At 55.8% G+C, this 24,813-nt stretch carries 22 protein-coding genes and 1 tRNA gene; 11 read left to right on the top strand and 12 right to left on the bottom strand.

The window, feature by feature from the left end; translation table 11 throughout:
- Positions 1-19 precede the first annotated feature (19 nt).
- From JQR86_RS01055 to JQR86_RS01025, 7 genes are all read right to left on the bottom strand, one after another.
- Positions 20-775, bottom strand: coding sequence for a substrate-binding periplasmic protein (locus JQR86_RS01055; RefSeq protein ID WP_434154170.1), 756 nt, complete (start codon positions 773-775; stop codon positions 20-22).
- A gap of 63 nt (positions 776-838) precedes the next feature.
- Positions 839-1,558 carry a substrate-binding periplasmic protein gene (locus JQR86_RS01050; RefSeq protein ID WP_239383492.1) on the bottom strand — a complete coding sequence of 240 codons (720 nt, stop codon included), beginning with the start codon at positions 1,556-1,558 and terminating at the stop codon, positions 839-841.
- Positions 1,559-1,669: 111 nt separating this feature from the next.
- Entirely contained in the window at positions 1,670-2,440 is a 771-nt protein-coding gene (hisF, locus tag JQR86_RS01045) for an imidazole glycerol phosphate synthase subunit HisF (protein ID WP_312271193.1), read from the bottom strand.
- Between the two features lie 27 nt (positions 2,441-2,467).
- Complete coding sequence (gene hisA, locus JQR86_RS01040; RefSeq protein ID WP_122041371.1) at positions 2,468-3,205, bottom strand: 1-(5-phosphoribosyl)-5-[(5-phosphoribosylamino)methylideneamino]imidazole-4-carboxamide isomerase; 738 nt, start codon at positions 3,203-3,205, stop codon at positions 2,468-2,470.
- Between the two features lie 145 nt (positions 3,206-3,350).
- Positions 3,351-3,989, bottom strand: a complete 639-nt coding sequence (gene hisH / locus JQR86_RS01035; RefSeq protein ID WP_286789013.1) for an imidazole glycerol phosphate synthase subunit HisH — start codon at positions 3,987-3,989, stop codon at positions 3,351-3,353.
- Entirely contained in the window at positions 3,989-4,582 is a 594-nt protein-coding gene (gene hisB / locus JQR86_RS01030) for an imidazoleglycerol-phosphate dehydratase HisB (protein WP_010796147.1), read from the bottom strand. Before hisB ends, hisH begins: the two co-directional genes overlap by 1 nt.
- Before the next feature lie 160 nt (positions 4,583-4,742).
- Positions 4,743-6,401, bottom strand: coding sequence for an OFA family MFS transporter (locus JQR86_RS01025; protein ID WP_122041369.1), 1,659 nt, complete (start codon positions 6,399-6,401; stop codon positions 4,743-4,745).
- A gap of 310 nt (positions 6,402-6,711) precedes the next feature.
- Between JQR86_RS01025 and JQR86_RS01020 the strand changes: the two genes are divergently transcribed.
- The 6 genes from JQR86_RS01020 (at position 6,712) to JQR86_RS00995 (ending at position 12,675) form a co-directional block, all read left to right on the top strand.
- Positions 6,712-8,931 carry an AsmA family protein gene (locus JQR86_RS01020; protein ID WP_434154169.1) on the top strand — a complete coding sequence of 740 codons (2,220 nt, stop codon included), beginning with the start codon at positions 6,712-6,714 and terminating at the stop codon, positions 8,929-8,931.
- Positions 8,928-9,992 carry an A/G-specific adenine glycosylase gene (mutY, locus tag JQR86_RS01015; RefSeq protein WP_434154168.1) on the top strand — a complete coding sequence of 355 codons (1,065 nt, stop codon included), beginning with the start codon at positions 8,928-8,930 and terminating at the stop codon, positions 9,990-9,992. Before JQR86_RS01020 ends, mutY begins: the two co-directional genes overlap by 4 nt.
- Complete coding sequence (locus tag JQR86_RS01010) at positions 9,989-10,261, top strand: oxidative damage protection protein (protein WP_010796151.1); 273 nt, start codon at positions 9,989-9,991, stop codon at positions 10,259-10,261. The genes mutY and JQR86_RS01010 overlap by 4 nt, the downstream gene beginning before the upstream one ends.
- A gap of 114 nt (positions 10,262-10,375) precedes the next feature.
- Positions 10,376-10,451, top strand: a tRNA-Phe gene (locus JQR86_RS01005).
- A 190-nt stretch (positions 10,452-10,641) separates the two neighbouring features.
- Complete coding sequence (locus JQR86_RS01000; RefSeq protein ID WP_010796152.1) at positions 10,642-11,394, top strand: transporter substrate-binding domain-containing protein; 753 nt, start codon at positions 10,642-10,644, stop codon at positions 11,392-11,394.
- Between the two features lie 57 nt (positions 11,395-11,451).
- Positions 11,452-12,675: a methyltransferase gene (locus JQR86_RS00995; protein ID WP_434154167.1), complete on the top strand. Its 1,224-nt coding sequence runs from the start codon at positions 11,452-11,454 to the stop codon at positions 12,673-12,675.
- Here JQR86_RS00995 and nikE read toward each other — a convergent pair.
- Genes nikE through nikA form a run of 5 tightly spaced genes read right to left on the bottom strand, consistent with a single transcriptional unit; the run spans position 12,672 to position 17,585 of the window.
- Entirely contained in the window at positions 12,672-13,475 is an 804-nt protein-coding gene (gene nikE, locus JQR86_RS00990; RefSeq protein WP_434154165.1) for a nickel import ATP-binding protein NikE, read from the bottom strand. The two genes, JQR86_RS00995 and nikE, sit on opposite strands and share 4 nt — an antisense overlap.
- A complete protein-coding gene (locus JQR86_RS00985; RefSeq protein WP_407362517.1) occupies positions 13,472-14,245 on the bottom strand; it encodes an ATP-binding cassette domain-containing protein in 774 nt (257 codons plus the stop codon). Before JQR86_RS00985 ends, nikE begins: the two co-directional genes overlap by 4 nt.
- The gene (gene nikC, locus JQR86_RS00980) at positions 14,245-15,090 is read right to left on the bottom strand and encodes a nickel ABC transporter permease subunit NikC (protein ID WP_010796156.1); all 846 of its coding nucleotides are present in this window, start codon (positions 15,088-15,090) and stop codon (positions 14,245-14,247) included. Before nikC ends, JQR86_RS00985 begins: the two co-directional genes overlap by 1 nt.
- Complete coding sequence (gene nikB / locus JQR86_RS00975; protein ID WP_407362518.1) at positions 15,084-16,028, bottom strand: nickel ABC transporter permease subunit NikB; 945 nt, start codon at positions 16,026-16,028, stop codon at positions 15,084-15,086. The genes nikC and nikB overlap by 7 nt, the downstream gene beginning before the upstream one ends.
- A 3-nt stretch (positions 16,029-16,031) precedes the next feature.
- Positions 16,032-17,585 carry a nickel ABC transporter substrate-binding protein gene (gene nikA / locus JQR86_RS00970; protein ID WP_407362519.1) on the bottom strand — a complete coding sequence of 518 codons (1,554 nt, stop codon included), beginning with the start codon at positions 17,583-17,585 and terminating at the stop codon, positions 16,032-16,034.
- 97 nt (positions 17,586-17,682) lie between these two features.
- Between nikA and nikR the strand changes: the two genes are divergently transcribed.
- The 5 genes from nikR to JQR86_RS00945 all read left to right on the top strand — a co-directional run bounded on the left by nikR (position 17,683) and on the right by JQR86_RS00945 (position 24,644).
- Positions 17,683-18,117 carry a nickel-responsive transcriptional regulator NikR gene (gene nikR / locus JQR86_RS00965; protein WP_019367277.1) on the top strand — a complete coding sequence of 145 codons (435 nt, stop codon included), beginning with the start codon at positions 17,683-17,685 and terminating at the stop codon, positions 18,115-18,117.
- Between the two features lie 225 nt (positions 18,118-18,342).
- A complete protein-coding gene (locus JQR86_RS00960; protein ID WP_434154163.1) occupies positions 18,343-19,830 on the top strand; it encodes an MDR family MFS transporter in 1,488 nt (495 codons plus the stop codon).
- 523 nt (positions 19,831-20,353) lie between these two features.
- Positions 20,354-21,772: an undecaprenyl-phosphate glucose phosphotransferase gene (locus tag JQR86_RS00955; RefSeq protein ID WP_434154162.1), complete on the top strand. Its 1,419-nt coding sequence runs from the start codon at positions 20,354-20,356 to the stop codon at positions 21,770-21,772.
- 194 nt (positions 21,773-21,966) lie between these two features.
- Positions 21,967-22,404, top strand: coding sequence for a low molecular weight protein-tyrosine-phosphatase (locus JQR86_RS00950; protein ID WP_019367274.1), 438 nt, complete (start codon positions 21,967-21,969; stop codon positions 22,402-22,404).
- A gap of 17 nt (positions 22,405-22,421) precedes the next feature.
- Positions 22,422-24,644: a polysaccharide biosynthesis tyrosine autokinase gene (locus JQR86_RS00945; RefSeq protein ID WP_010796163.1), complete on the top strand. Its 2,223-nt coding sequence runs from the start codon at positions 22,422-22,424 to the stop codon at positions 24,642-24,644.
- Positions 24,645-24,813: the final 169 nt, after the last annotated feature.

Raw genomic sequence — 24,813 nt, 5'->3', positions numbered from 1 at the left:
CTACAGGGCCCCTGAAGGGTCACAGGTAGTTATTGGTAATCTGATCGACTACGCCTTCCTTGCGCATCTCATCCAGCGTCTTCTGCAGCTTGGCAACTACATCATCCGGCGTATCCTTGTTGACCGCCAGGTATAGGTCTGCCTCATCGATGACCAACGCGGTTTGCAGATTGGACACCCCTTCCTGTTTGGCCAGATACCGAGCCACAACATCGGTCGTTGCCCAGAAGTCGATTTCGCCCCTCTCCAGCTTGCCGACGTTTTCCTGGTCGCGAAGGGACTCGGTAAACGGAATCTTCTTGTCAGCCAGGATCTGGCTGACCGCCGAGCTTTTGTAAGTACCGATCTTGTACTTGTTCGCGCCTTCCAGGTTGGTCAACTTGATATTGCTGGCGTTAGTCGACATTAACACCTTACGCGTCTTGCCCAGGGGCCCTACCCATTTGAACTGCGACTCGCGAGCAGGTGTGCGGGACGTGGAGAACAGCGCGTAATTAGGGTTTTCCAGCGCCAGGTTATAAAGCCTGTCCCAGGGGAAACGCAGAGAAAGGGAATAGTTGACTCCGGCACGCTTGAACATTTCACGGACAATATCCGTGCTGATACCGTCAATCCCGTCATCCTTGGCGAAATTCTTTTCGTCGACAGCCATATTGAATGGCGGGAAATTCTCAGTCAGCAGGACCATCGAGTAATTGTCGGAGACCGCAGCCTTTGCTGCGCCTGCTTCCAATAACAACCCCAACATCACCACACGCAATATCGACTTGGACATCACTTCAGCTCCTTGTTTCTTATAACTGCTGTGCCACCGGCAAAGGCACAATCGAATGCTTATTTAAAGGTAATGCTCCAGGATGCGCTGGACTTCACCATCCTTGCGCATCTGCTCCAGTGCGTTTTGCAGTTTTTGCACCACATTGTCAGGTGTCTGCTTGTTCAAGGCTAAAAAGAGCTGGCTTTCGTTAAACCGCAGAACGGTCTTGAAGTCAGTAACCCCTTGTTGACGCGCCAGATAACGGCCCGCCGGATCGCCGGTGGCCCAGACGTCAATCTGCCCTGCCTGAAGTTTTTGAACGTTTTCCTGATCCCGCAGTGAGAGGTCTGGGTTTATGCCTTGCTTCACTAAACTTTCGGCGATCGCGTCACCTTTATAGGCGCCAATGCGCAAACCCTGACGCTTTACGTCATCCAGGCTGCCAATTTTTAGCGATGAGTCCGCACGGGCAAGCAGAATCCAGTCATCAGGTCCTATCGGCCCCACCCACTTGAAAGAATCTTCCCGCTCGGGGAGACGAGCCGTCACGAAAACGCCGTAGCCAGGCTGCTCCAGTGCGGTCTTGTAGATACGCTCCCAGGGAAAGCGGAGCGTCATCGAGTAAGCAACCCCGGCCCGCTTACAGGCCTCCCGGACGATATCCACGGCTATTCCGCTCAGGCTTTCCTCCTGTGCGAAGTTCTTGCCATCGACCGACATGTTGTAAGGGGGAAAATTTTCTGTCAGCAGATCAATACGATTGTTGGCACTGGCTGCCTGGGCGGCCCCAGCACTCACCATCAACACACTGACCCAAAACGCCATGACAACGTTGAACATGGACACGCCTCCTGCTTTGTTTTGGGCAATTTCTTTAACAGGAAGCGTGCCAAGTGTGACGCAAATCTCTATTTATCGGACCACAATACCCCGTTCAGCCATATAGGCCTTGGCTTGAGGCACGCTGTATTCTCCAAAATGGAAAATGCTGGCAGCCAATACCGCCGAGGCCTTGCCTTCCAGAATACCGGCAGCCAGGTGCTCAAGATTACCGACACCACCTGATGCGATAACAGGAATATTGATGGCCTCACTGATGGCACGTGTCACTCCGAGGTCGAACCCGCTCTTGGTGCCGTCCTGATCCATGCTGGTCAGCAGGATTTCACCCGCTCCCAAGTCCTCCATCTTGCGTGCCCAGGCAACGGCGTCCAGCCCGGTCGACTTACGGCCACCGTGGGTAAAGATCTCCCAGCGCGGCGTTTCGCCCGGTGCCGAGACCTTCTTGGCATCGATGGCGACAACGATGCATTGCGAGCCAAAACGGTCTGCGGCTTCTCCGACGAACTCGGGCGTAAAGACTGCTGCAGTATTGATCGAGACCTTGTCTGCACCCGCGTTGAGCAGGTTACGAATATCCTGCACGGTACGGACGCCACCGCCCACGGTCAGCGGAATGAACACCTGACTCGCCATACGTTCGACCGTATGCAGGGTGGTATCGCGGCCCTGGTGGCTGGCGGTGATATCCAGAAAGGTGATTTCATCTGCGCCCTGCTCGTTGTAACGACGGGCAATCTCTACCGGATCTCCGGCGTCACGGATATTTTCGAATTTGACGCCCTTCACCACGCGGCCATTGTCCACGTCGAGGCAGGGAATGATTCTCTTGGCAAGTGCCATACGGTATCCCTCGTCTGTCGGCCTGTCTTATGCCTGATAACGATCGCACAGGGCCTGAGCCTCTGCGACGTCCAACGTGCCTTCGTAGATCGCGCGACCGGTAATGGCACCGATGATGCCGGGTGCCTTGGCATCCAGCAGATTCTGAATATCGCCCAGGTTATGGATACCGCCCGATGCGATGACAGGAATTCGGGTAGCGTTTGCCAGCGCGGCAGTAAACGGTACGTTGCATCCCTGCATCATGCCGTCACGGGCAATATCGGTGTAAACAATCGCCGAAACGCCGTCTGCCTCGAAGCGCTTGGCCAGATCGATTACCTGCACCTGACTGACTTCCGCCCAGCCATCAGTCGCCACGAAGCCGTCTTTGGCATCCAGCCCAACGATGACCTTGCCTGGAAAGGCTCGGCAGGCTTCAGCCACGAATGCTGGCTCCTTTACGGCTTTGGTGCCGATGATCACGTAGCTCACGCCAGCCTTTACATAGTGCTCGATGGTTTCCAATGAGCGGATACCGCCACCGATCTGGATAGGCAGGGAGGGATAGCGCTTGGCGATCGCGGTAACCACTTCGCCATTGACCGGCTGGCCTTCGAACGCTCCATTAAGATCAACCAGGTGTAAACGACGGCAGCCGCCTTCGACCCACTTGGCCGCCATGCTTACAGGATCGTCGGAGAAAACCGTGGAATCTTCCATACGGCCCTGGCGCAGACGCACGCAGGCGCCATCTTTCAAATCAATTGCAGGAATAATCAGCATAGATCTCTACCCAAGGCATTCGGGGCGGCCTGCATGGCACAGGTTCAGCGCCAGGAATGCGTTCGCTAATAGTGATAAAACGCCACGGGCTGGCTTTGTGCTTGCGCTCAAGCCTTGCCATGGCGGCTAGTACAGTCAGCCAGGCTTACCAGCGGCCGTCCCAGGCAACAAAGTTCTGGTAGAGCTGCAAACCGCAGGTTGCGCTCTTTTCGGGATGGAACTGCGTGGCAAAGCGCGGACCGTCAGCCAAGGCGGCGGTAAAGTCCACGCCATAATGGCCTCGGCCGGCTACCTGGCGAGCGTTGGCGGCCTCGATGTAGTAGCTGTGCACAAAGTAGAAGCGGCTCTGGTCTGGAATACCATGCCAAAGCGGATGATCGAGGGTATGCGCCACCTCGTTCCATCCCATGTGCGGGACTTTAAGCTTTTCACCATTCTCCACCATATCGGCAGGGAAGCGGCGCACCCGACCGGGAAACAGGCCGATACAGTCAACACCGTTGTTTTCCTCGCTGGTTTCCATCAAGGCCTGCATGCCCACACAGACGCCCAGGAAGGGACGATCCTGGCTGACTTCGCGAACCAGCACATCAATGCCCAGGCGGCGGATCTCAGCCATACAATCGCGGATAGCGCCTACGCCGGGCAGGACGATGCGGTCTGCCTCCCGAATGATCTGCGGATCGCCCGTGACCAGCACGCGTGCGCCGCCTGAATACTCAAGCGCCTTGGCAACCGAGTGCAGGTTGCCCATGCCATAGTCGATGACTGCTACCATCTGCATCAGAGACACCCCTTGGTAGATGGCATCTGTCCTGCCATGCGCTCGTCCTGGCTGACTGCCATGCGCAGCGCGCGTCCAAACGCCTTGAAGACTGTCTCGATCTGGTGGTGAGTGTTGATGCCACGCAGGTTATCCACATGCAGCGTTACCTGCGCATGGTTGACGAAGCCCTGGAAAAACTCGATGAACAAATCGACGTCGAAGCCTCCGACCGTAGCCCGGGTAAACGGTACATGCCAGTGCAGACCGGGACGCCCGGAAAAATCGATGACGACCCGGGACAGGGCTTCGTCCAGTGGCACATAGGCATGTCCGTAACGGTAGATGCCTTTCTTGTCACCAATGGCCTGGGCAAAGGCCTGGCCCAGCGTGATGCCCACGTCCTCAACGGTATGGTGATCGTCGATATGCAGGTCGCCCTTGCAATGGATGTCCAGGTCGATCAACCCGTGGCGGGCGATTTGATCCAGCATATGCTCAAGAAAGGGAACCCCGATGTCGAATCGGGCTTGCCCGGTGCCATCCAGATTGATGGATACCTTGACCTGGGTTTCCAGGGTATTGCGCTCGACGGCTGCCTTGCGTTCGGCCATTACCTGCTCCGCGAAATGAGAGGGCAAAAAAGGGTAAACAGTATAGAAGCCATAGCCAGGAAGCAGAAGCCGTGAAAGGCACCTAAACGCAAACGAGAGGAAGGATGGGACGAGTGGCGGGAAACGCGGCAGGCATTGCACCTGCCGCGAGCGGTATCGCTTAGCCGAACAGCACAGCCGTTTTGCCCAGGGTAATGAGAACACCCCATGCCAACGGAATGACGACCACAGCCCAGGCCAGAATGACCCAAGTCTTGCTGGACGGGTCAGCCGACCATTCGATCACTAGATTGTCGAAGTTGTTGTCGTTGCTCTTGGAACGCTCAACAGCCAGCTCGGCCTCGGTCATAAAGTGCTTGTCTGCCACCGGGCGTACCAGCAGGTTACAGATAAAGCCGAGGATCAGCAGGCCCGACAGGATATACAGCGTAGTGTCATAGACAGCTGCACGCGGAACCCCCAGGCCCAGCTGGTACTCACGCAGGTAGTTCACCAGCACCGGACCGAAGATACCGGCAGCGGCCCAGGCCGTTAGCAGACGACCATGGATCGCCCCCACCATCTGCGTACCGAAGAGATCCGCCAGATAAGCCGGCACGGTAGCGAAGCAGCCGCCGTACATGGACAGAATCAGGCAGAACGTGAACACGAACAGCGCTACGCTGCCCATGTGGCTGGTCCACGGAATGATCGCGTACAAGGCAAAGCCCAGCGCAAAGAACACGAAAAACGTGATCTTGCGACCGATAAAGTCCGAGAACGATGCCCAGAAGAAACGACCGCCGATGTTGAACAGACTGAGCAGGCCAGTAAAGCCGGCAGCGATCGTGGCGATCTGCGCCAGCTGATCCTTGTTCAGGTCATTGAAGCGAATACCGACGTTGATCAGGCGACCACCGAATACTTCCTGCAGCATGGGCGATGCCATACCCAGGATACCGATACCAGCGGAAACGTTCAGACAGAGTACCGCCCACACCAGCCAGAACTGGGGCGTGCGCCAGGCCTTGCTGACATGCACGTGACGGCTGGTGATCATGTCATTGCCGGTCTTTTTCAGCGAAGGCGACCATCCTTCCGGACGCCAGCCAGGCGGCGGTACGCGGTACGCAAGCGCGCCACCTATCATGAAGACAAAATAGACGCCGGCCAGGACCAGGAAGCACTGCCAGACACCAACATCTTCAGCCGTTGCGAAATGGCGCATCAGCATGTCGGCCAGGGGCGCACCGACCATCGCACCGCCGCCGAAGCCCATGATCGCCATGCCGGCCGCCATGCCCCGCTTGTCAGGGAACCACTTCATGAGTGTCGAAACTGGCGAAATATAGCCAAGCCCCAGCCCGATCCCCCCGATCACACCAGCCCCCAGCCAGAGCAGCCAGATGTGGTGGGTATACACGCCCATGGCCGAGATCACCAGACCGCCGCACCACAGGAATGCCGACACGACGCCTGCCTTGCGAGGACCGGCGTGCTCCAGCCAGCTACCGAAAAAGGCAGCCGAGCAGCCCAGGAACAGGAAGAACAGGGTATACATCCAGCCTAACTGGGAGATTTTCCAGTCGCAGCCCGTGGCGAAAAGCTGATCGAAAAAGCCCATGGTGGGCGCGCAGGCAATGGGTGCATCAATGCCAACGGCACGAGACAGCGGCAACCAGAATACGGAGAAACCGTAGGCCATGCCGATACACATATGAATGGCCAGTGCTGCTGGCGGTACCAGCCAGCGGTTGAAGCCATGGGTGGCAACGATCCGTTCCTTGGATAGGAAAGCGGGACGAGCGGAAGTGCCGCTCTGTGTGAGCGTAATGCTCATGAGAAATCCCCTATATGAAGTGTTGACGACTCGCTGAAGTGTTCGCAGAAAAGACCGGGCATTCCCCAACGCACCGTTTTTTTCAAAAACGCGAACGAATTCTCCTTTAGTCGGGGCGCGACAATAGAGCGCATGGCGTGTAAATACCAGAGCACAGCACTCAATTTTTCGTGCCTACACGCCAAACGGCATTTACAGCGCGACAGAGAGTCTGAGGCCGATATCGCGCTTCTGACGTTCATCCAGCCAAAACGACCACTTGGCAGCGTTATACTCGGCCATTACTTAAGTTTTAGATAAGGACCCGTCAATGAAAGCGTTCGGAAAAGTGCTCGGCCTTGTCTTTCTTGGGCTGCTGCTGATCATCGTGGCGCTGGGCTTTGCCTTGACCCACTTGTTCGACCCCAACGATTACAAAGACGAAATCCGCCAACTTGCTCGGGACAAGGCCAACATCGAGCTGACCCTTAACGGCGATATAGGCTGGAGCCTCTTTCCATGGCTTGGCCTGCAACTTCATGATGCGACCATCGCCAGTGCCACCACACCACAAAAGCCGCTTGCCAACGTACAGCGGTTGGGCTTCTCGGTACGCGTATTGCCGCTGCTTCGCCATGATGTCGAGATGAGTGATATTCGCGTGGACGGCCTCAACCTGACGCTGGCACGCGACGAACAAGGCCAGGCCAACTGGGAAAACATTGGCCGCCCTGCACCCGATAAAACCCCCGGTACGCCAAACGACCAACCGGCGGAGCAGCCAGCCGGCCAGGATGACACGCCACGCCGCCCACTCAAGCTGGATATCGATAGCCTGACAGTCAAGGACTCACGCCTCGATTACAGCGATGCCCGCAGCGGCGCGCATTATGCTTTCGAAGGCCTCGACCTGAGCACTGGCAGCATCCGCGAAGGCACTAATATTCCGCTGAAATTGCTGGGCACCCTCACGACCAATCAACCGCCCGTCAATGCCTCGGTGGTCTTGACTGGCGAGCTGCGCTTTGACAATGCCTTACAGCGTTACCAGCTGGACAATGCCAACCTGTCCGGCGATGCCACAGGCGAGCCCTTCGGCGGACAGCTGCTGAAATATTCAGCGGAAGGTCAACTTCTTCTGGACCGGGCCGCTCAGGTTGCTGAGTGGAACGGCCTCAAGCTGACTTTCAACCAGCTCAAGGCGCTGGGTGAACTCAAAGTGCATGACCTTGAAAAGGCACCCAAGCTTGAAGGCGGCCTGTCCATTGCACAGACCGATCTGCGCGCCTTTCTGACTAGCATTGGTGTCGCCCTGCCGGAAATGGCTGACGCCAACACGCTCAAGCAGGTTGAGTTCAATACACGCCTGTCCGGCAGCCAGAACAGCCTGGCGCTGGAAGACCTGAACCTTGTACTGGATGGCAGCACCTTCTCGGGTCGTATTGCCGTAGAAGACTTCGCCCGCAAAGCCTTGAGTATTGACCTCAAGGGTGATCGCCTCGACCTGGATCGCTACCTGCCCGCCAAGACGGCTGCCGCTCAGCACGAGAGCAATACGGCTCGCCAGAACGAAGTGACTACAGCCGATGCGGTTGCCAGCCAGGGCAATTCACCGCTTCCCTCCTCCCCCACTCAGCATGCCTGGAGCAGTGAGGACATTCTTCCTGTAGAGCGGCTCAAAGCACTGGATCTGAACGCTTCGCTCAACCTGGATCACTTCGTGGTCACCAAGCTGCCTATTGATAACGCCAGCCTCAAGCTCAACGGTAAAGACGGCCTCGTCACACTGAGCGAATTGCGTGGCGACTTGTTCAGCGGTCGCTTTCAGGCCAATGGTGCCCTTGATGTTCGAGGAATCACACCCAAACTCAGTGTGACCGAACGTATTGCTCAGGTACCGGTTGAAAAAATTCTCCAGGCCCAGGGTCAAAAGCCACCCGTACGGGGGGCGCTGGATCTGGATGCCAACCTGACCGCGCAAGGCAATAGCCAGAAGGCATGGATGGATAGCCTGGATGGAACGGCGCGCTTTCGTCTGAGCAATGGTGTACTGGCCAATGCCAACCTAGAGGGCCAGCTCTGCCAGGGCATCGCGCTGCTCAACAAAAAGACACTTGCCAGTGCGCATGATGGCCAGGACACTCCGTTCCGCGAGCTGAGCGGTAGTCTGACCATCAATAATGGAGTCGCCAGCAACCAGGACCTGATTGCCCGCATTCCCGGCCTGACGGCCAAGGGCAACGGTGATATCGACTTACGCGTGCTGGGCTTGGACTACCGCATTGGCGTAACCGTCGAAGGCGACAAGAGCGACATGCCCGACCCGGCCTGTCAGGTCAATGAGCGCTATACCGGCATCGAGTGGCCGTTGCATTGCCGGGGTCCGCTGGAGCTGGGCGCCAAGGCCTGCCGCCTGGATCGCGACGGCATGAGCAAGATCGTCGCCCGACTGGCGGGTGATCGACTTAATGAGAAACTGGATGAAAAGCTCGGAGACAAGGTCAGTCCCGAACTCAAAGATGCCATCAAGGGGTTATTCCACAAACGATGAATCCGGAACGCTTTTCCAGCGCAGTCCTGAACTGGTACGACATTCATGGCCGCAAGGACCTGCCCTGGCAGCAGAACATCACCCCTTATCGGGTCTGGGTCTCGGAGATCATGCTCCAGCAGACCCAGGTCAGTACAGTGCTGGGCTATTTTGACCGTTTCATGCAGGCGTTACCCGATGTCCAGGCGCTTGCCGCTGCCTCTGAAGACGAAGTACTGCACCTCTGGACGGGACTGGGGTATTACAGTCGCGCCCGAAATCTGCACAAGACGGCAAAGATTGTCGTCACCGAGCACAACGGTGAGTTTCCACGCAGTGTCGAAGCCCTCGTGGACCTGCCAGGCATAGGCCGCTCGACGGCAGGTGCCATTGCCAGCTTGTCCATGAACATTCGCGCGCCGATTCTGGACGGCAACGTCAAGCGGGTTCTGGCGCGCTATTCGGCACAGTCCGGCTATCCCGGCGAGCCCGCCGTCGCCCGAGCGCTATGGGACGTGGCGGAGCGCTATACACCTCATATTCGTGTGGGCAACTACACTCAGGCCATGATGGACCTGGGCGCTACACTGTGCACACGCAGCAAGCCCACCTGCCTGCTCTGTCCATTGAAAGAAGGCTGCCAGGCCCATCGGCTGGGACGTGAAACCGATTTTCCCGAACCCAAGCCACGGAAGACCTTGCCGCAAAAGCGGACCCTGATGCCACTGATCATCAATGATGACAATGCCATCCTGCTCCACCGGCGCCCTTCTTCCGGGCTCTGGGGTGGTCTCTGGAGTCCACCTGAGCTCGATACGGTCGATCAGCTGGGGGCCCTGACTGAGCGCCACAGCCTGATCATGGAGCAGCGTCAGGCCTTGCCAGGCCTTACACATACCTTCAGCCATTTCCAGCTCAACATCGAGCCCTGGCTGATTCATGTGGACAGCCGCAATCAATCCATGACCGAACCGGACTGGCTTTGGTATAACCTCGCCAATCCGCCACGCCTGGGGCTGGCAGCCCCGGTCAAGAAATTGCTCAAGCGCGCCGAAGAGGCGTTGAAAGGAGAAACCGTATGACCCGCACTGTCATGTGCCGTAAGCTCAAGCAAGAACTGCCTGGCCTGGATCGCCCGCCTTATCCGGGCGCCAAGGGCGAGGACATTTACCTGAATGTATCCAAACAGGCCTGGGATGACTGGCAGAAACATCAGACCATGCTGATCAACGAGCGCCGTCTGAACATGATGAATGCCGACGACCGTAAATTCCTTCAGCAGGAAATGGATAAATTCCTTTCTGGCGAAGAGTACGCGCAAGCCGAAGGATACGTACCGCCCAGTGAATGATTAGGGTGTTAGCCCTTCTGATTTTGGGGCAAACACTTAAGTCACGGTAAAAATTGAATTTTTTTCAACTCGCGCTTGACACAAATCGTTTATAACGGTTTAATGCGCCCCGTTGCCCAGGTAGCTCAGTTGGTAGAGCAGGGGATTGAAAATCCCCGTGTCGGCGGTTCGATTCCGTCCCTGGGCACCATGATTCTAAAAGCCCGATCACTGATCGGGCTTTTTTTTGCCTGCATGTTTGTCCCGCCTCGTATCACTGCCCTGAAAGGCTTCAGCACGATTCTCTCCTGCTCGCTCAATTGCTCGTCTTGGGTCTTTTATTTGACAACCTGCGGTTAAACAGCTGTAAAGCTTATACAGACCTGTAGATGGAGGAATGAATGAAGCGGCTCAAGCGATGGGTTATTTCTTTGATGACGGGTTTAAGCCTGTGCGGCACAGCTCTGGCGGCCGACGTTCTCAAAGTGGGCGTTCAAGGCTCGCTCCCCCCGTTCAGTAGCGTTAGTGGTAACGGCAAGCTGACCGGCTTCGATGTGGATATTGCCCAGGCACTGTGTGCAGAACTCAAGGTGCAATGCCAGTTCGTGATCACCAGCTGGGATCGCATGCTGCCTTCACTGAACGCACGCAAGTTCGACGCCATCATTTCCTCGATGTCGATCACACCGGAGCGTGAGCAGCTCGTCTCCTTCACTATCCCCTACTACATGAACAGCATTCAGTTCATTGCCCCCAGGGATAAACCGTTCAGCACAGACCCCCGCGGACTCAAAGGCAAGGTTATCGGTGCCGGCCGCGCGACGCTTTCGGCAGATTGGCTCTCCAACCATCTGGGCGGTCAGGTCAACATGCGCTTCTACGACTCCCAGGAGGAAGCCAACCAGGCCCTTGCAGATGGGCGTGTGGATGCCGTACTGGGAGACCGCTTTGCGCATTACGCCTGGCTGCAGACCCCAGAGGGGCAACGCTTCGAGCTTAAAGGCGAACCCGTCCTGCAAAAGGACCGCATTGCGATAGCGGTACGCAAGAACGATCCGCTGAAAGCCCGCCTGGATGAAGCTCTCAAAGGTATTCTCGCCAACGGGACATACCAGCAGATCAACGCCCGATACTTTCCGTTCAGCCTCTACTGATCACAGCGACAGGGCGGTGCGTTATGCTTCGCCGCCCCGTTAGCCTCCGTGATCGGCATGAGTGAGACCTATCCTGCTTCCTTCCTCCAGGGCAGTGCGTTAGAAGCACGCTTCAATGCCTTGGACAGCTTCCTGATACAGCACCAGGCGCTCTGGCGACCCAAGCCGTTCACCCAGCCAACACTGCCCTGGGAGAAGGCCAACCCGGAGCTATCCTCGTGGCTTCGCTCCCGCTCACTTGAAGAGGCGGAGGCTACGCATACACATCCCCATGCACTTAAGGCCCCCTCGCCTTTTCCAGCCTGGGCCGAAGAGGCACGTCAGCTGTGCATGATCGGCGAGTTGCCCAGGCAGTACAGCGAAGCGCCTAACAGGCTGAGCGTGGACGTGCCGGGACGCAAATGGCAGCAGGTGGAGGCTTTCGCTCACCACGCCTTATTCAACAGCCCTCCCTCGCATTGGCTGGACTGGTGCTCAGGCAAAGGCCATCTAGGACGACGCCTGGGCGTCCATGGCGCTGCGTTCGACTGTCTGGAATACGATCCCTCACTGGTAGAGACAGGGCAACGTATCAGCAAGCGCCTGGGGCTTTCAGCCCATCATTATGAACAGGATGTAATGGCTGATTCTGTTACGGAAAGGCTTAAGGCCTTTCACACGCCTGTAGCGCTGCATGCGTGCGGTGATCTCCATGTGCGGTTGATGCAAGTAGCCAGCCAGACAGGCTGCCCTGCCTTGGCGTTAGCGCCCTGTTGCTATAACCGTATCAGCGCCGATGAGTACCGTCCGCTTTCCGCGAACGCCAGGCAGTCAGCGCTTCTCCTGAGCAAGGAGGACCTTGGGCTGCCCCTGTGTGAAACCGTGACCGCCGGTGCCCGGGTTCGCCGCCAGCGTGACCTTTCCATGGCCAGAAGGCTGGGATTCGACCTGCTTCAGCGAGAGATCCGCGGAGCCGATGAATACCTTCCTACTCCTCCACTAGCAACCCATTGGTTGCAGTGCACCTTTCGCGACTACTGCCTGGAGCTTGCCACGCTCAAAGGCTTGCCGCCCATCCCTGAGCGCAACTGGGAGGCACTTGAGGCCGCCGGCTGGAAGCGTCTCGCCGCTGTTCGCAATCTTGAACTGGTCCGCGGGCTTTTCCGGCGACCGCTCGAGCTCTGGCTGCTCCTTGATCGGGCGCTCTTTCTGGAGGAACAGGGCTACGGGGTCAGACTAGGCAGCTTTTGCGACCCTAGCCTGACACCCCGCAATCTGATGCTGCTGGCTGAGAAACCTTAGAGAACGGCCGGCGCGCGCCTTACAGGTCGAGCCGGCAGAATGGCTTTCTGTAACGCCACTCCAGCCGGATGCTCAAAACGCAGCCCCGTGGTTACCTTACACTCTTCGGCCAGCCGCCCCTGATCCAGCACAGCCACCCGATGGCACAGCCGCTGTACTAGGCTTAGATCGTGGGTAATCAACAGAAAGGCTGTTCCTTGCGTTTCACGTATTTCGCTGAGCATATCCAGTATCTGCACCTGAAGGACTCGATCCAGATTGGACAGCGCCTCATCCAGTACAATAAGCGAGGGGTTTGATGCCAGCGCCCGCGCAATGCCGACCCGCTGGAGCTGTCCGCCACTGAGCTGGCCGGGGAGCCTGTCAGCCATGGAAGCCGCCAATCCAACCTGCTCCAACAGCTGAGCAACTCGCCGCAAACAGTCCGGCCTGGAAAGACCCATCAAGTGTCGAAGCGGTTCAGACAGACTCCAGCCAATCGAGTGGCGAGGGTTGAATGCGCTTGGTGCATCCTGGAAGATCAACTGGACACGGCGCTGAAACGTACGAAGCGCTTCACCCCTTAGCTCGGATAGCACCTCATTCCGAAAGCTGACGCGCCCGGTTATCGGTCTTTCAAGTCCCAGCAACAGACGCGCCAATGTACTTTTACCACTGCCGCTGTTTCCCAGAAGACCAACGCTTTCCCCTTCGTCAATGTGAAAATCCACACCCTGCAATACGGTCTGCAAGGGCCGCCTTGACCAGAAACCTCCCGAGCGATAGCCGTGCCCGATACCCTCAGCGCTGAGCAGTCTCATTCATAATCCTCCGCCAAGGTGAGCGCCTGATGCGCAGCCAGCAGATCACGCGCGGCAGGGCTACATGGTGCTTCAAACAATTGCTCGACAGACGTAGCCTCCACAAGGCTCCCTTCATCCATCACCAACACATCGTGGGCGCAACGGGCAACAACTCCCATGTCATGCGTTACCAGCAGAATTCCCAGACCTTTCTCTTCAACCAGTCGATCAAGTACATCCAGCACACGTGCCTGCATGAGCAGATCAAGATCCGTTGTTGGTTCATCGGCCAATAGAAAAGGGGTTTCAGCCAGCAGTGCCAACGCAATCATCATGCGCTGTAACATGCCGCCACTCATTTGAAAGGAATAAAGGTCAAGCACGTGAGAGGAAGTATTCAGGCCAACATCCACCAGGCAGGCGTCCAGACGCGCCTGGGCATCTGCACCACGGATGTTACGCAGCGCCAGCACCTCGTAGGCATGCGCCCGCATCGTCAGTACAGGATTAAAGGCAGAACGGGGATTCTGCATGATCATGGAAACCTGACGCCCCCGCAGATGCTCGCCGCTCGTCCTTTGTCCGTCGCACAGCACGTGTCCTGACACCCTTGTCACGCCTGCGGGAAGTTGATCGAGCATGCCCAGACAGGTCATGGATTTGCCAGAGCCACTGGAACCCACCAAAGCGGTAATACGCCCGGTCCTGACCGTCAGGCTCAGATCCTTGACCAAGACGTGATCATTAACAGCCAGGGTCAGGCCCTGGACTTCCAATACACGACTCATCAATGCCCTCCTGTGCGCAGCGAAGGATCCAGGCGATCCCGCAACGCATCCCCAAGCAGGTTGAAAGCCATTACGGTCAGGAAAATCATAAGGCCCGGCCAGAGTAAGAGTTGAGGATGCGTCCAGAGAAACTCTTTGGCGTCGTTGATCATCACACCCCACTCCGGCGTAGGTGGGCTGACGCCCAGACCGAGAAAGGATAAACCTGATACGTGCAGCATCATGTGGCCGATATCTAGCGAGGCCAGGACCATCAGTTGACCCAGCACGCTCGGCAGGATGTGGCTGACAAAGCTCTGCAGACGTGACGCACCCGCCAGACGGGATGCCAGCAGATAGTCTCGCCCACGCAGCGAGATCACGAGGCTGCGAACCATCCGGGCATACCAGGCCCAATGCGAAAGAGCGATGGCCAGGATGACATTCGAAAGCCCTGTTCCCAGCACACCAATAAAGAAGAGCGCCAGAACAAAGGTGGGTACGGTCATGAACAATTCGCCGACTCGCATCAGCACCGTGTCCAGTCGACCACCGATAAACCCGGCCACACCGCCTACGACAATGCCAAGCGTGAGGATCAGGCATAGCGTCAGCACAACCGTACCCAGGGACAAACGTGCCCCAGTAATGAGGCGCGACAGGACGTCACGCCCCAGATGGTCGGTTCCCAGCCAATGCGCTTCGCTCATCCCCTGTAACCGCTGGCTCACATCGACGGCAGTCGGATCGTAGGGAGCCAACCAGGGCCCCAGCAGCGTCAAGGCGAGCAGAAGGATGACCAGTACACCACCCAGCCAAGCCCCCCATGAGCGCGTCCGGGGCGCGTTCATCGTCTGTACTAGCATGCCTGTGCTCCTTCCAATCGCGTGCGAGGGTCGAGCCAGGCGTACAGTACATCCACAACCAGATTGCAGAGGACAAACAGCCCGGTCATCAGCAGCGTAAAGCACTGCAATACGGGAAAGTCCCGGTTGTAAACGGCACTGACTGCAAAACGGCCCAGCCCGGGCCAGGCGAAAATCGTTTCGATGACCAGCGTGCCGCCAATCAATTCACCGACATGCATCCCGATGGCTGTCACGACGGGTAGCCAGGCGTTGCGCAGGATATGTCTGCGCCATACCTGCCCTTCCGGCAGCCCACGCAGGCGCGCGCACAACACGTGTCGCTGCCCGCTGGCTTCCAATAGGCTGGCACGAAGAAGCCGCGCGTTGATCGATAACGACATCAGCGCCACTGCCAGTACCGGCATGACCAGATGCGCTATTCCTCCCCGCCCCATGGGAGGCAGCCATCCCAGGGTCACGGAAAACAGGGCGACCATCAGGAATGCTAACCAGAAATTGGGCATCGAGACGCCAAAAAAGGCGATAAACCGTACAAGCTGATCCGGCCAGCCACCCGGTCTGCGGGCCGCCCAGATGCCTAGCGGCAGGCTGACCAGCAAAGTGACCGCCAGCGCAGTGCCTCCTAGCTGAAGGGTGGCGGGCAGGTAATAGAGAAGATCATCCAGGACGGGCCGTCCCGTCACGAATGATGTTCCGAAATCCAGATGCAGCGCGCGCCAGAGCCACATCAAGTACTGCTCAACCAAGGGAAGATCGAGCCCGAGCGTATGCCGCGCCTCCGCCAGGGCCGCGTCCGTGGGCGGAATCTGGGAGAGACGCAGGTAATCCAGAGCAGGATCACCCCGCCCCATATGCAGCAGCACGAATACCAGTAGCGAAACAGCAAGCAGGATGGGTATCAGCAGGGCCAGCCGATAGGCGATATAACGCAGCATAAGTTACTCTCCGCCCGGCTTCATGACCTCGAAAGGCACGTCGAAAAGAGTCGCGCCGAACTGCACGTTTTCGACTGAATCGCGGCTTACGCTGGTAGCGGTCAGGTATGAAATAGGCACGTAAACCGCTTGCTCATGCAAAGTAGTCAACACGTCCTTGTAGAGCGCCTGCCGTTTGCTCTCCTCTACCGACGCCAATATTTCACCGATCTCCTGGTCAATGGCGGCCTTCATTGGCAGGCCTTGCTGTGCCTGATAATCCGCATGCCCGGCATAACGCATGGAGCTGACGAAAGAGTGCGGATCGTAGGGTGCGCCCCATGTCTCTGCGAAGATCATTCCAAAGCGACCATCACGTTGGCGCTCTACCAAAGCCCCCTCGTCCTCTCCCTTGAGAACCACATCGAAACCCAGACTACCCAGGTTGGCCTGAACAACCTCAGCCACACTCTTCTGTAGTGCATTTGCCCCATAGAAGCACAGCTCCAGGCGTAACGGCTGCGCATTCTTGTAGCGAATCTTCTCGCCTGGATTCAGTATCCAGCCAGCCTGTTCCAGCGCCTCGCTAGCCTTCTCAGGAGAATAGCCATACGGCTTCAGGCCAACATCGGTATACGGCAGGTTGGTTGAGAAAAGCGTATCGGCCCGTGGTTCCAGGCCATACAGGACGTGCTTGGCGATCGCATCCTTGTCGACGGCCCAATTGATGGCCTGTCGCACCGCCAGCTCATTGGTAGGCGCAAGGTTGGTATTGAGTGCAATGACCCGGGTCGCCAGAGGCGCTGAGATAGCCGTATGGTAGCCCGCCTGTTTCAAGCGAACGAAAGTGTCGGCGGAAACCTCACCCTCGGAACCCTGGATCAGGTCAAGCTGCCCCGTCTCGAGCGCAATCGCCCGCCCACTCGGGTCAGGAATGACCTTAACCAGCACCTCGTCATAGGCAGGCTTTGGGCCCCAGTAATAAGGGTTGCGGGCAAAGCGATCAAACTCGCCTCGACGACTTTCAACCAGTTGCCAGGGGCCTGTTCCTATCGGCTGTCCAGGTTGAGCATTGGGCGCTGCAAACCGCAGGGGGCGCACCTGTGCCAACTCAAGCAGGGTAGGATAATAAGGATGCTTTAAAACCAGACGCAGCGTATGGGCATCTGGCGCTTCGGCATGATCGATGGTTTCAACCAGCTCCATCCAGGCATGCCGTTTGCGATTTGCCAGAACGGCTTCGATATTGGCTTTTGCCGCTGCCGCATCAAACACGCTGCCATCACTGAAGCGCACGCCATCGCGCAGGATAAACGTATAGGTCCGTCCATCCGGGGATATATCCCACCGGGTCGCCAGCCAGGGCTCGACACTGCCATCGGCCCTATAGCGTACCAGTGGCTCATAGACCATCGTCTGGGCATACATCTGATTCGGCGAATAACCGCGAGGATCAAGCGGCCCGGCATTCGTCGGCCAGGAGTAGGTAAGCACCTCAGCTTGCGCCATAACAGGCAGAACCAATCCCGCTGCCAATAGAAGCACCCCGAGCTTTCTCTTGAAGCCAAGCTGATTCACACTCCCACTCCCGTTATGCGTAGACAAGCGCGGGAGAATAGTCAGGGAAGAGTATGATGTCTACGAGAAAACTTCATACTGAAGGTGATTGGTTTTTATGCAACGAGTAACGATTACACTGGATGACGACCTGTTGGCCGCTGTTGACGATCGTGTGGCGAGCCACGGTTATCAAGGACGCTCCGAGGCCATCCGGGACCTGCTGAGAGAAGGCATGCGCGAGCCCGTCGCGCAAGATCTGCCAGCCGACTCCACCTGTATCGCCACCTTGAGTTATGTCTATGACCATAATGCTCGTGAACTCTCGAAGCGGCTGACCCGTACGTTTCATGCCCACCACGACCTTACGCTGGCTACTTTGCATGTCCATCTGGATCATGGAAGCTGCATGGAGGTCTCAGTGTTGAAGGGAACTACCGCGGAGGTCCGAGAGCTGGCCCAGCATGTCACTGCAGAGCGTGGGGTACGCCATGGCAGAGCGTTCATCGTACCGATGCCTCATGCCACTCATACCCATGAGCATGACCACTAAAACCTGTGGATAACTCTGTGCGCAGTTTCTGTATAGCCTGTAGGAAAAGCCCTGATACCAAGGCTCTTGGTAATTTTCAATAGGTGAATAAGAAAATTTCAGCCTTAGAAAAAAGCACTATAAAAAGGAGGCAGACCTGTCCTTATTAGGCCTTATCCATACATTGCTACTGATACTACAAAGCGATCAGGGAAACAGACCTGTATCGTTCCTATCTTATCGAGAATGCAGTTGAACTCCGACGCGGCACGTTCAGATCGCATAAAGGCCATTATGCCGGCACCCATGCTGGCTATTTTGCTGGCCGCTCTGGATCAAACGATCGTGGCGGTTTCGCTGCCGGCCATCTCTGCACAGCTCAATGACACCGGACTTCTGGCCTGGGTAATATCGGGCTACATGGTTGCCATGACCGTCTCGATGCCGCTCTACGGAAAGTTTGGCGACCTCTATGGCCGACAAAAGATGATGTCGGCAGCTTTCAGCCTCTTTACGGTAGCGTCACTCGCTTGTGCGCTCGCCCAAGACATGCCCCAACTGATCCTGGCCAGAATCTTACAGGGCTTGGGTGCAGGAGGACTGATTGCCGTAAGCCAAGCGGTCATTGGCGACGTCGTACCGCCACGCGAGCGAGGCCGTTATCAAGGCTATATCAGCAGCATGTATGCGCTGGCCAGTATTGCAGGCCCCGTATTGGGCGGCTTGATGACCGAGTATTTATCCTGGCGCTGGGTTTTCTGGATCAATTTGCCCGTTGGCATTGCCGGGCTCTTCATTTGTTACCGCGTTCTAGCCAGCCTTCCCGTGCCCGGCCGCAAGGCCATCATTGACTACCCGGGCATTCTGCTACTGGCTACCGGCCTTACTGCGCTTTTAATGGCTACAACATTGATCGGCAAAGGAGCGCCCTTAAGCAGCGGCTATCTTCTCTGGCTTGCCGCTGCGGCAATAACAGCTTTGACATTATTCGCATACCATGAGCAGCGCGCCAGAGAACCACTTCTGCCCTTACGCCTACTCCGGAACAGAACGGCCGGGCTCTGCTGTATGCTCAACTTCCTTACCAACTTCCAGGCCATAGGGCTAACGCTGCTGATCCCCTTATGGTTTCAAGCTGGCGCCGGCCATGACATGAGCAAAGCGGCACTGCATCTGATTCCGTTTGCAGCGGGCATTCCCTTGGGTGCCTTTACCTGTGGGCGACTGACCGCCGTGCTGGGACGTTATAAACCTCAGATCCTGGTGGGTACGCTAATCATGCCATGCGCACTAGTAATACTTGCCTTTATTGATCCGCGCAGCGGGTTACTGGCCGGCGGCAGTCTGTTTCTGGCAGGACTTGCAACGGGCATGCAGTTTCCCACTGCACTGGTTGCCGCCCAGAATGCTGTTCCACAGGCTGATATCGGGGTTATGTCCAGTACGATTTCGCTGTTCCGTTCATTGGGGGGCGCGGTAGGCGCCGCTGGCTTGTCCGCACTACTCCTGCTATGGCTACCTCCTATGCAGGGTCATGAGGGCTCCGTTGAAAACGTGCTGCAGACATACCTGGTTGAGTCAGCCGGTACGATCGATCCATTACGCCAAACGCTTCTTGCAACCTTTCATAAACTGTTTCTGGTATCGGCTGGGCTTTCCCTGCTCGCACTTGCCTGCGCCTTGTCTGTACCCGAGCGTCCCTTGCGCGGCCGGACCGACAAGGCAGATCGATGATCCAAGCGATACGCGGAGCGGTATATCGAGCACGCTCCATCTGAAGCACGTGAAGGAATCCAATGATCTTTCAAGCCGCAAAGACAACAATTGTCACTCAAGGTCTAACGAACAGGTTTCAAAAAGAATTTTCTAGAATTTGTAACAGATTCACAGCGACCTTTTATCCCTATGAGCACCGCTTATCGGTATTGGAATACCTATAAAACTTGAACATCCGCCCACTTTTAACCATTAAAAGGTGATCCAATTCACCTTTTAAAACGACTATAACCACGCCTTCATCTTTTGCTCCTTGAATGAGTCGGTAACCACTTATCGAGGGCTTCAAAGTCAAGGAACCTTTGAATCTTCGGGCGGTCCTACCGACGGCTATAGTCACCGTTGAAGCATTCCCTGAGTCAGCGCGATGGAATCCTAAACACGTTCGGTTGTTATCGACTACGAATGTTCATCGATCGTTGTCCATGACTATTCGGTCCTGTTGAAGTTCGTGCATACGTTTATGCACAAGGATGGAACTATGAATTTTAAAGAACGTGGTATTTTACATTCGAATTCATCAGCGATCTCACTATCACATCGCTTGTTAGATTTAATGGTAATTTCAGGAACAGCTTATCTGGCTGGCTCCGTGATTCCTGGCGTCCCCATGAAACCTGAGCACTGGGTAATAGTATTCCTTGCTCTTCTGATATTTCATTTCCTGACAGAAATGAATCAAATGTATCTTTCATGGCGCGGCGAAAGAATATCCAATGAACTAATAAAAATATCAACTTATTGGGTATTAACATTCTCAACTGTTTTCATGGTTGATTATTTCTTCTTTAATGAATCCTTTTTAATCAGCAGTACCATGAAGGCATGGCTGGCTCTTTCATTGATTGGCCTGTGCGGATATCGGGTGCTGCTGCGCTCTGTTATGCACTCGCTGCGAAAAGCCGGTTTCAATACGCGCCGAGTAGCCATCGTAGGTGCCGACAAGATCGGTCAGCGTCTTGCCCATACAATCGACAGAGCGCCATGGATGGGCCTGCAACTGCTCGGTTTCTATGTCGAGAATCCGCTAGACCATCCCGAGCTCAACCGTAGCGAGCCCGGCTTTTCGATTCGCGGCAACCTGGAACAGCTGGTAGAGGATGCGCGCGCCGGTTATATCGACAAGGTCTATATCACCTTGAGCATGGCGCACCAGGAGCACATCAACTGGCTGGTGCAAGAACTCAGCGATACGACCGCTTCGGTCTACATCATTCCTGACGTCTTCATGTTCCACCTGCTCCATGCCCGTAGCGAAAGCATTGATGGTTTGCCCAGCATCAGTATCTTCGATACGCCAATGGATGGTGCTAGCCTGATCGTCAAGCGCATCGAGGACATCGTTCTGTCCCTGATCATTCTGTCGATCATTTCCATTCCCATGCTGGTTATCGCCATTGGTATCAAGCTGTCCTCTCCTGGCCCGGTATTTTTCCGCCAGAAGCGTTATGGCATGGACGGTAAGCCGATCGAAGTCTGGAAATTCCGTAGCATGAAGGTCATGGAGAATGGCGAGAAGGTGACGCAGGCGACCAAGAACGATAGCCGCATCACACCCTTTGGCTCGTTCCTACGACGCACGTCACTCGATGAGCTTCCCCAGTTCATTAACGTACTGCGTGGTGAGATGTCGATCGTAGGCCCACGACCCCATGCGGTTGCTCACAACGAACAGTACCGCAAGCTGGTTCAAGGCTACATGCTGCGCCACAAGGTCAAGCCCGGTATTACAGGGTGGGCCCAGGTCAACGGCTGGCGTGGTGAGACGGATACCCTGGACAAGATGCAGAAGCGCATCGAGTTCGACCTGGACTACATCCACCACTGGTCCTTCTGGTGGGACGTCAAGATCATCTTCCTGACCCTCTTCAAGGGTTTCATCAACAAGAACGCTTACTGAGAACTGCTGCCGGACCTGACGACCGAAAGGTGATTCAGGCCGGCAACAGCTGAACTTTCTAAGGTAGAGATGTCAGAGCTTGCCTGATCGAATCCCAGTAGGAGTTCAGATGCGGAAGACATGTCAGGGTGAGCTCCAGATACGATTGGTAAATGCCATCAAGAGCATCTGATTTCCCGTCTGGAAGAGTTTTCATGATTAAGTCAGTTTTAGTGGTTTGCGTTGGAAATATTTGCAGAAGTCCAATGGCCGAAACGCTTCTAAGGGAAGGCCTGAAAGGGCGGAATATAGAAGTCAGTTCAGCGGGTATTGGTGCATTAGTAGGCCGCCCTATGGATAGTACGGCTCAAGAAGTACTAAGAGAAAACGGACTTGAGCTATCGACACATAAAGCTCGCCAGGTTGATGCAGAAATGCTTCGGAAGGCAGACCTTATTTTGACGATGGAAGAATTTCATTCTCGTTCTGTTGAAAGTATGGCGCCAGAAATCAAAGGGAGAGTTTTTCTGATTGGTAAATGGGTAAATAACCGTGAGGTACCCGATCCATACCGCCTCTCAAAAGAAATGTTCAAAGAAGTACATATACTTTTAGCAAAATGCGTAGATAGCTGGCTTCCATACATTAGATAAGGGGAAGAAGGAATTTCATGACCACGATGCCTCGTTTTACGGCCACTGAAGTTAAGAACGATACCGATATTAATTTCTCAGCACTGTTTGGAATCCTCGTTGATTACAAATGGCAGCTTCTTTCTATTATCGGTATCTTCACTTTCCTCGGTATTGCTTATGCCATGCTGGCTACGCCCATGTATGCATCCAATGCAATGCTGCAGATCGAAGAAAAGAAAGGTGTAACACGCCTGACTGATCAAACATCCGGCATGCCACCGCCACTTCCGGAGGCAGTGACTGAGATCGAGTTGCTCAAATCCCGTCTGGTGATTGGCAACGCGGTCAAGAATCTGCACCTGGATGTTGTCGTAACGCCCAAGTACTTCCCTATTTTTGGTGGCTATGTCGCTCGTCATTTCAAAGCTGAAAGCGAAGACGAAGTTGCCTCCCCTGTTCTGGGCCTGAACAGCTTTGCCTGGGGCGGTGAGGATGTAGAAGTCGCTGAGCTGCGCGTCCCCGACAGCGCCCAGGACAAGCCTATGACACTGAAAGTCGAAGAAAACCAGAGCTTCACGGTTTTCGATGCCGACAATCAGATTCTGCTGCACGGCACTGTCAACCAGCCTGTCGAGCAGGATGGCTATTTCATCCAGGTCAGCAAGCTGCAAGCACGTCCCGGTACTGAATTCACAGTCATGAAGAAGCGACTGTCCAGAACAATTCAGGAATACCAGGGCCGCATCAGCGCAGGCGAGCGTGGCAAGCAGTCAGGCATTCTGTCCGTTGCCCTGCAGGACTCCGATCCTCTGCGTGCTCAGCGCATTGTTCAAGAAGTGATCGATCTGTACGTTGCTCAGAACATTGACCGCAACGCAGCAGAATCGACTCAGAGCCTTGAGTTCCTGCGTAGCCAGATTCCTTCTGTCAAGAAAGAACTGGAAGACGCGCAGCGTGCGCTGAACGAATATCAGACCAACCGCCGCTCTGTTGATATCGACAGCGAGACCAAGGGTGTTCTGGATCAGATCGTTTCGCTGGATGGCCAGATTTCCGAGCTGAACCTTAAGCGTGTTGAGATGAGCCGCAAGTTCACCACTCAGCACCCGGCATTCCAGGCCGTACTCGGCCAGCTGCGCCAGCTTGAAGTTGAAAAGGACAAGCTTGAGAAGCGCGTAGGCAATCTACCTTCTACTCAGCAAGAGCTGCTCCGTCTCAAGCGTGACGTTGACGTGACCAGCCAGACCTACACCCTGATGATGAACAAGGTGCAGGAGCTTGATGTTATCCGTGCTGGTACTGTCGGCAGCGTGCGTATCATCGATAATGCAAACGCGAACATTGATGATCCTGCAAGCCCCAACAAGCCGCTGATCGTAGTTGCTGCACTGGTTCTGGGCTGCCTGCTGGGCCTGGCCGTTATCTATACCCGCCATACCCTCAAGCGCGGTATTGAAACACCTGAAGCCATCGAGCAGTTGGGTCTGCCGGTTTATGCTTCGATTCCGTACAGCCGCAACCAGTCCGAATCCGAAAAGCTCTTTGGCCGCGGCTCCCGCAAGATTGGCGAATCGGCGCTGCTGTCCATCGCTCATCCTACGGACCTGAGTACCGAGGCGCTGCGTAGCCTGCGGACCAGCCTGCACTTTGCGATGATCGAGGCTAAGAACAACATTCTGATGATCTCCGGCCCAAGCCCGGATGTCGGTAAGTCCTTCGTTTCATCCAACCTGGCAGCCGTTATTGCCGAGTCGGGTCAGCGCGTTCTGCTGATCGACGGGGACATGCGCAAGGGCTACATGCACAAGATCTTCAATGTGAAGCAGAAAGACGGTCTATCCGACCTGTTGAGCAATCGCATTGCAATCAACGATGCCATCAAGAAGACCGAAGTCGACATGCTTGATTTCATGTCTTGTGGCCAGTTCCCGCCGAACCCTTCCGAACTGCTGATGAGCCACCGCTTTACCACTGTTCTGAAGCAGCTCGGCGACCTGTATGACATCGTGATCATCGATACTCCGCCGATCCTGGCCGTAACCGAAGCCGCCATCATTGGCGCCCATGTAGGTACCAGCCTGATCGTCGCCCGCTTCGGCATGAACAGTGCCAAGGAGCTGGAGGCTACCAAGCGTCGCTTTGATCTCAATGGTGTACCGCTCAAGGGTGTGATCCTGAACGCTGTAGAGCGCAAGGCTTCCAACTATTCCTCTTACGGTAACTATCAGTACGCCTATGAGAGACCAAGCAAGAGCTGAAGCCTGTTATAGGCAGCAGCGCTTGCAAACATGGAATGGGACTAAAAAGCACCATGCATAGCATGAGAAAGCTTCAATTGAACGATGAAGCATAAAAGTCCACAGGTAGGAGCTCTTTTGAGCTCCTACCTTATTTCAAGGCTTTTGACCGTTTCAGATCAGTAAATTG

Source organism: Pseudomonas sp. JZ134, from assembly GCF_051027695.1.
GTDB lineage: Bacteria > Pseudomonadota > Gammaproteobacteria > Pseudomonadales > Pseudomonadaceae > Chryseomonas > Chryseomonas luteola.
This window is presented reverse-complemented; position numbering and strand designations above follow the sequence as displayed.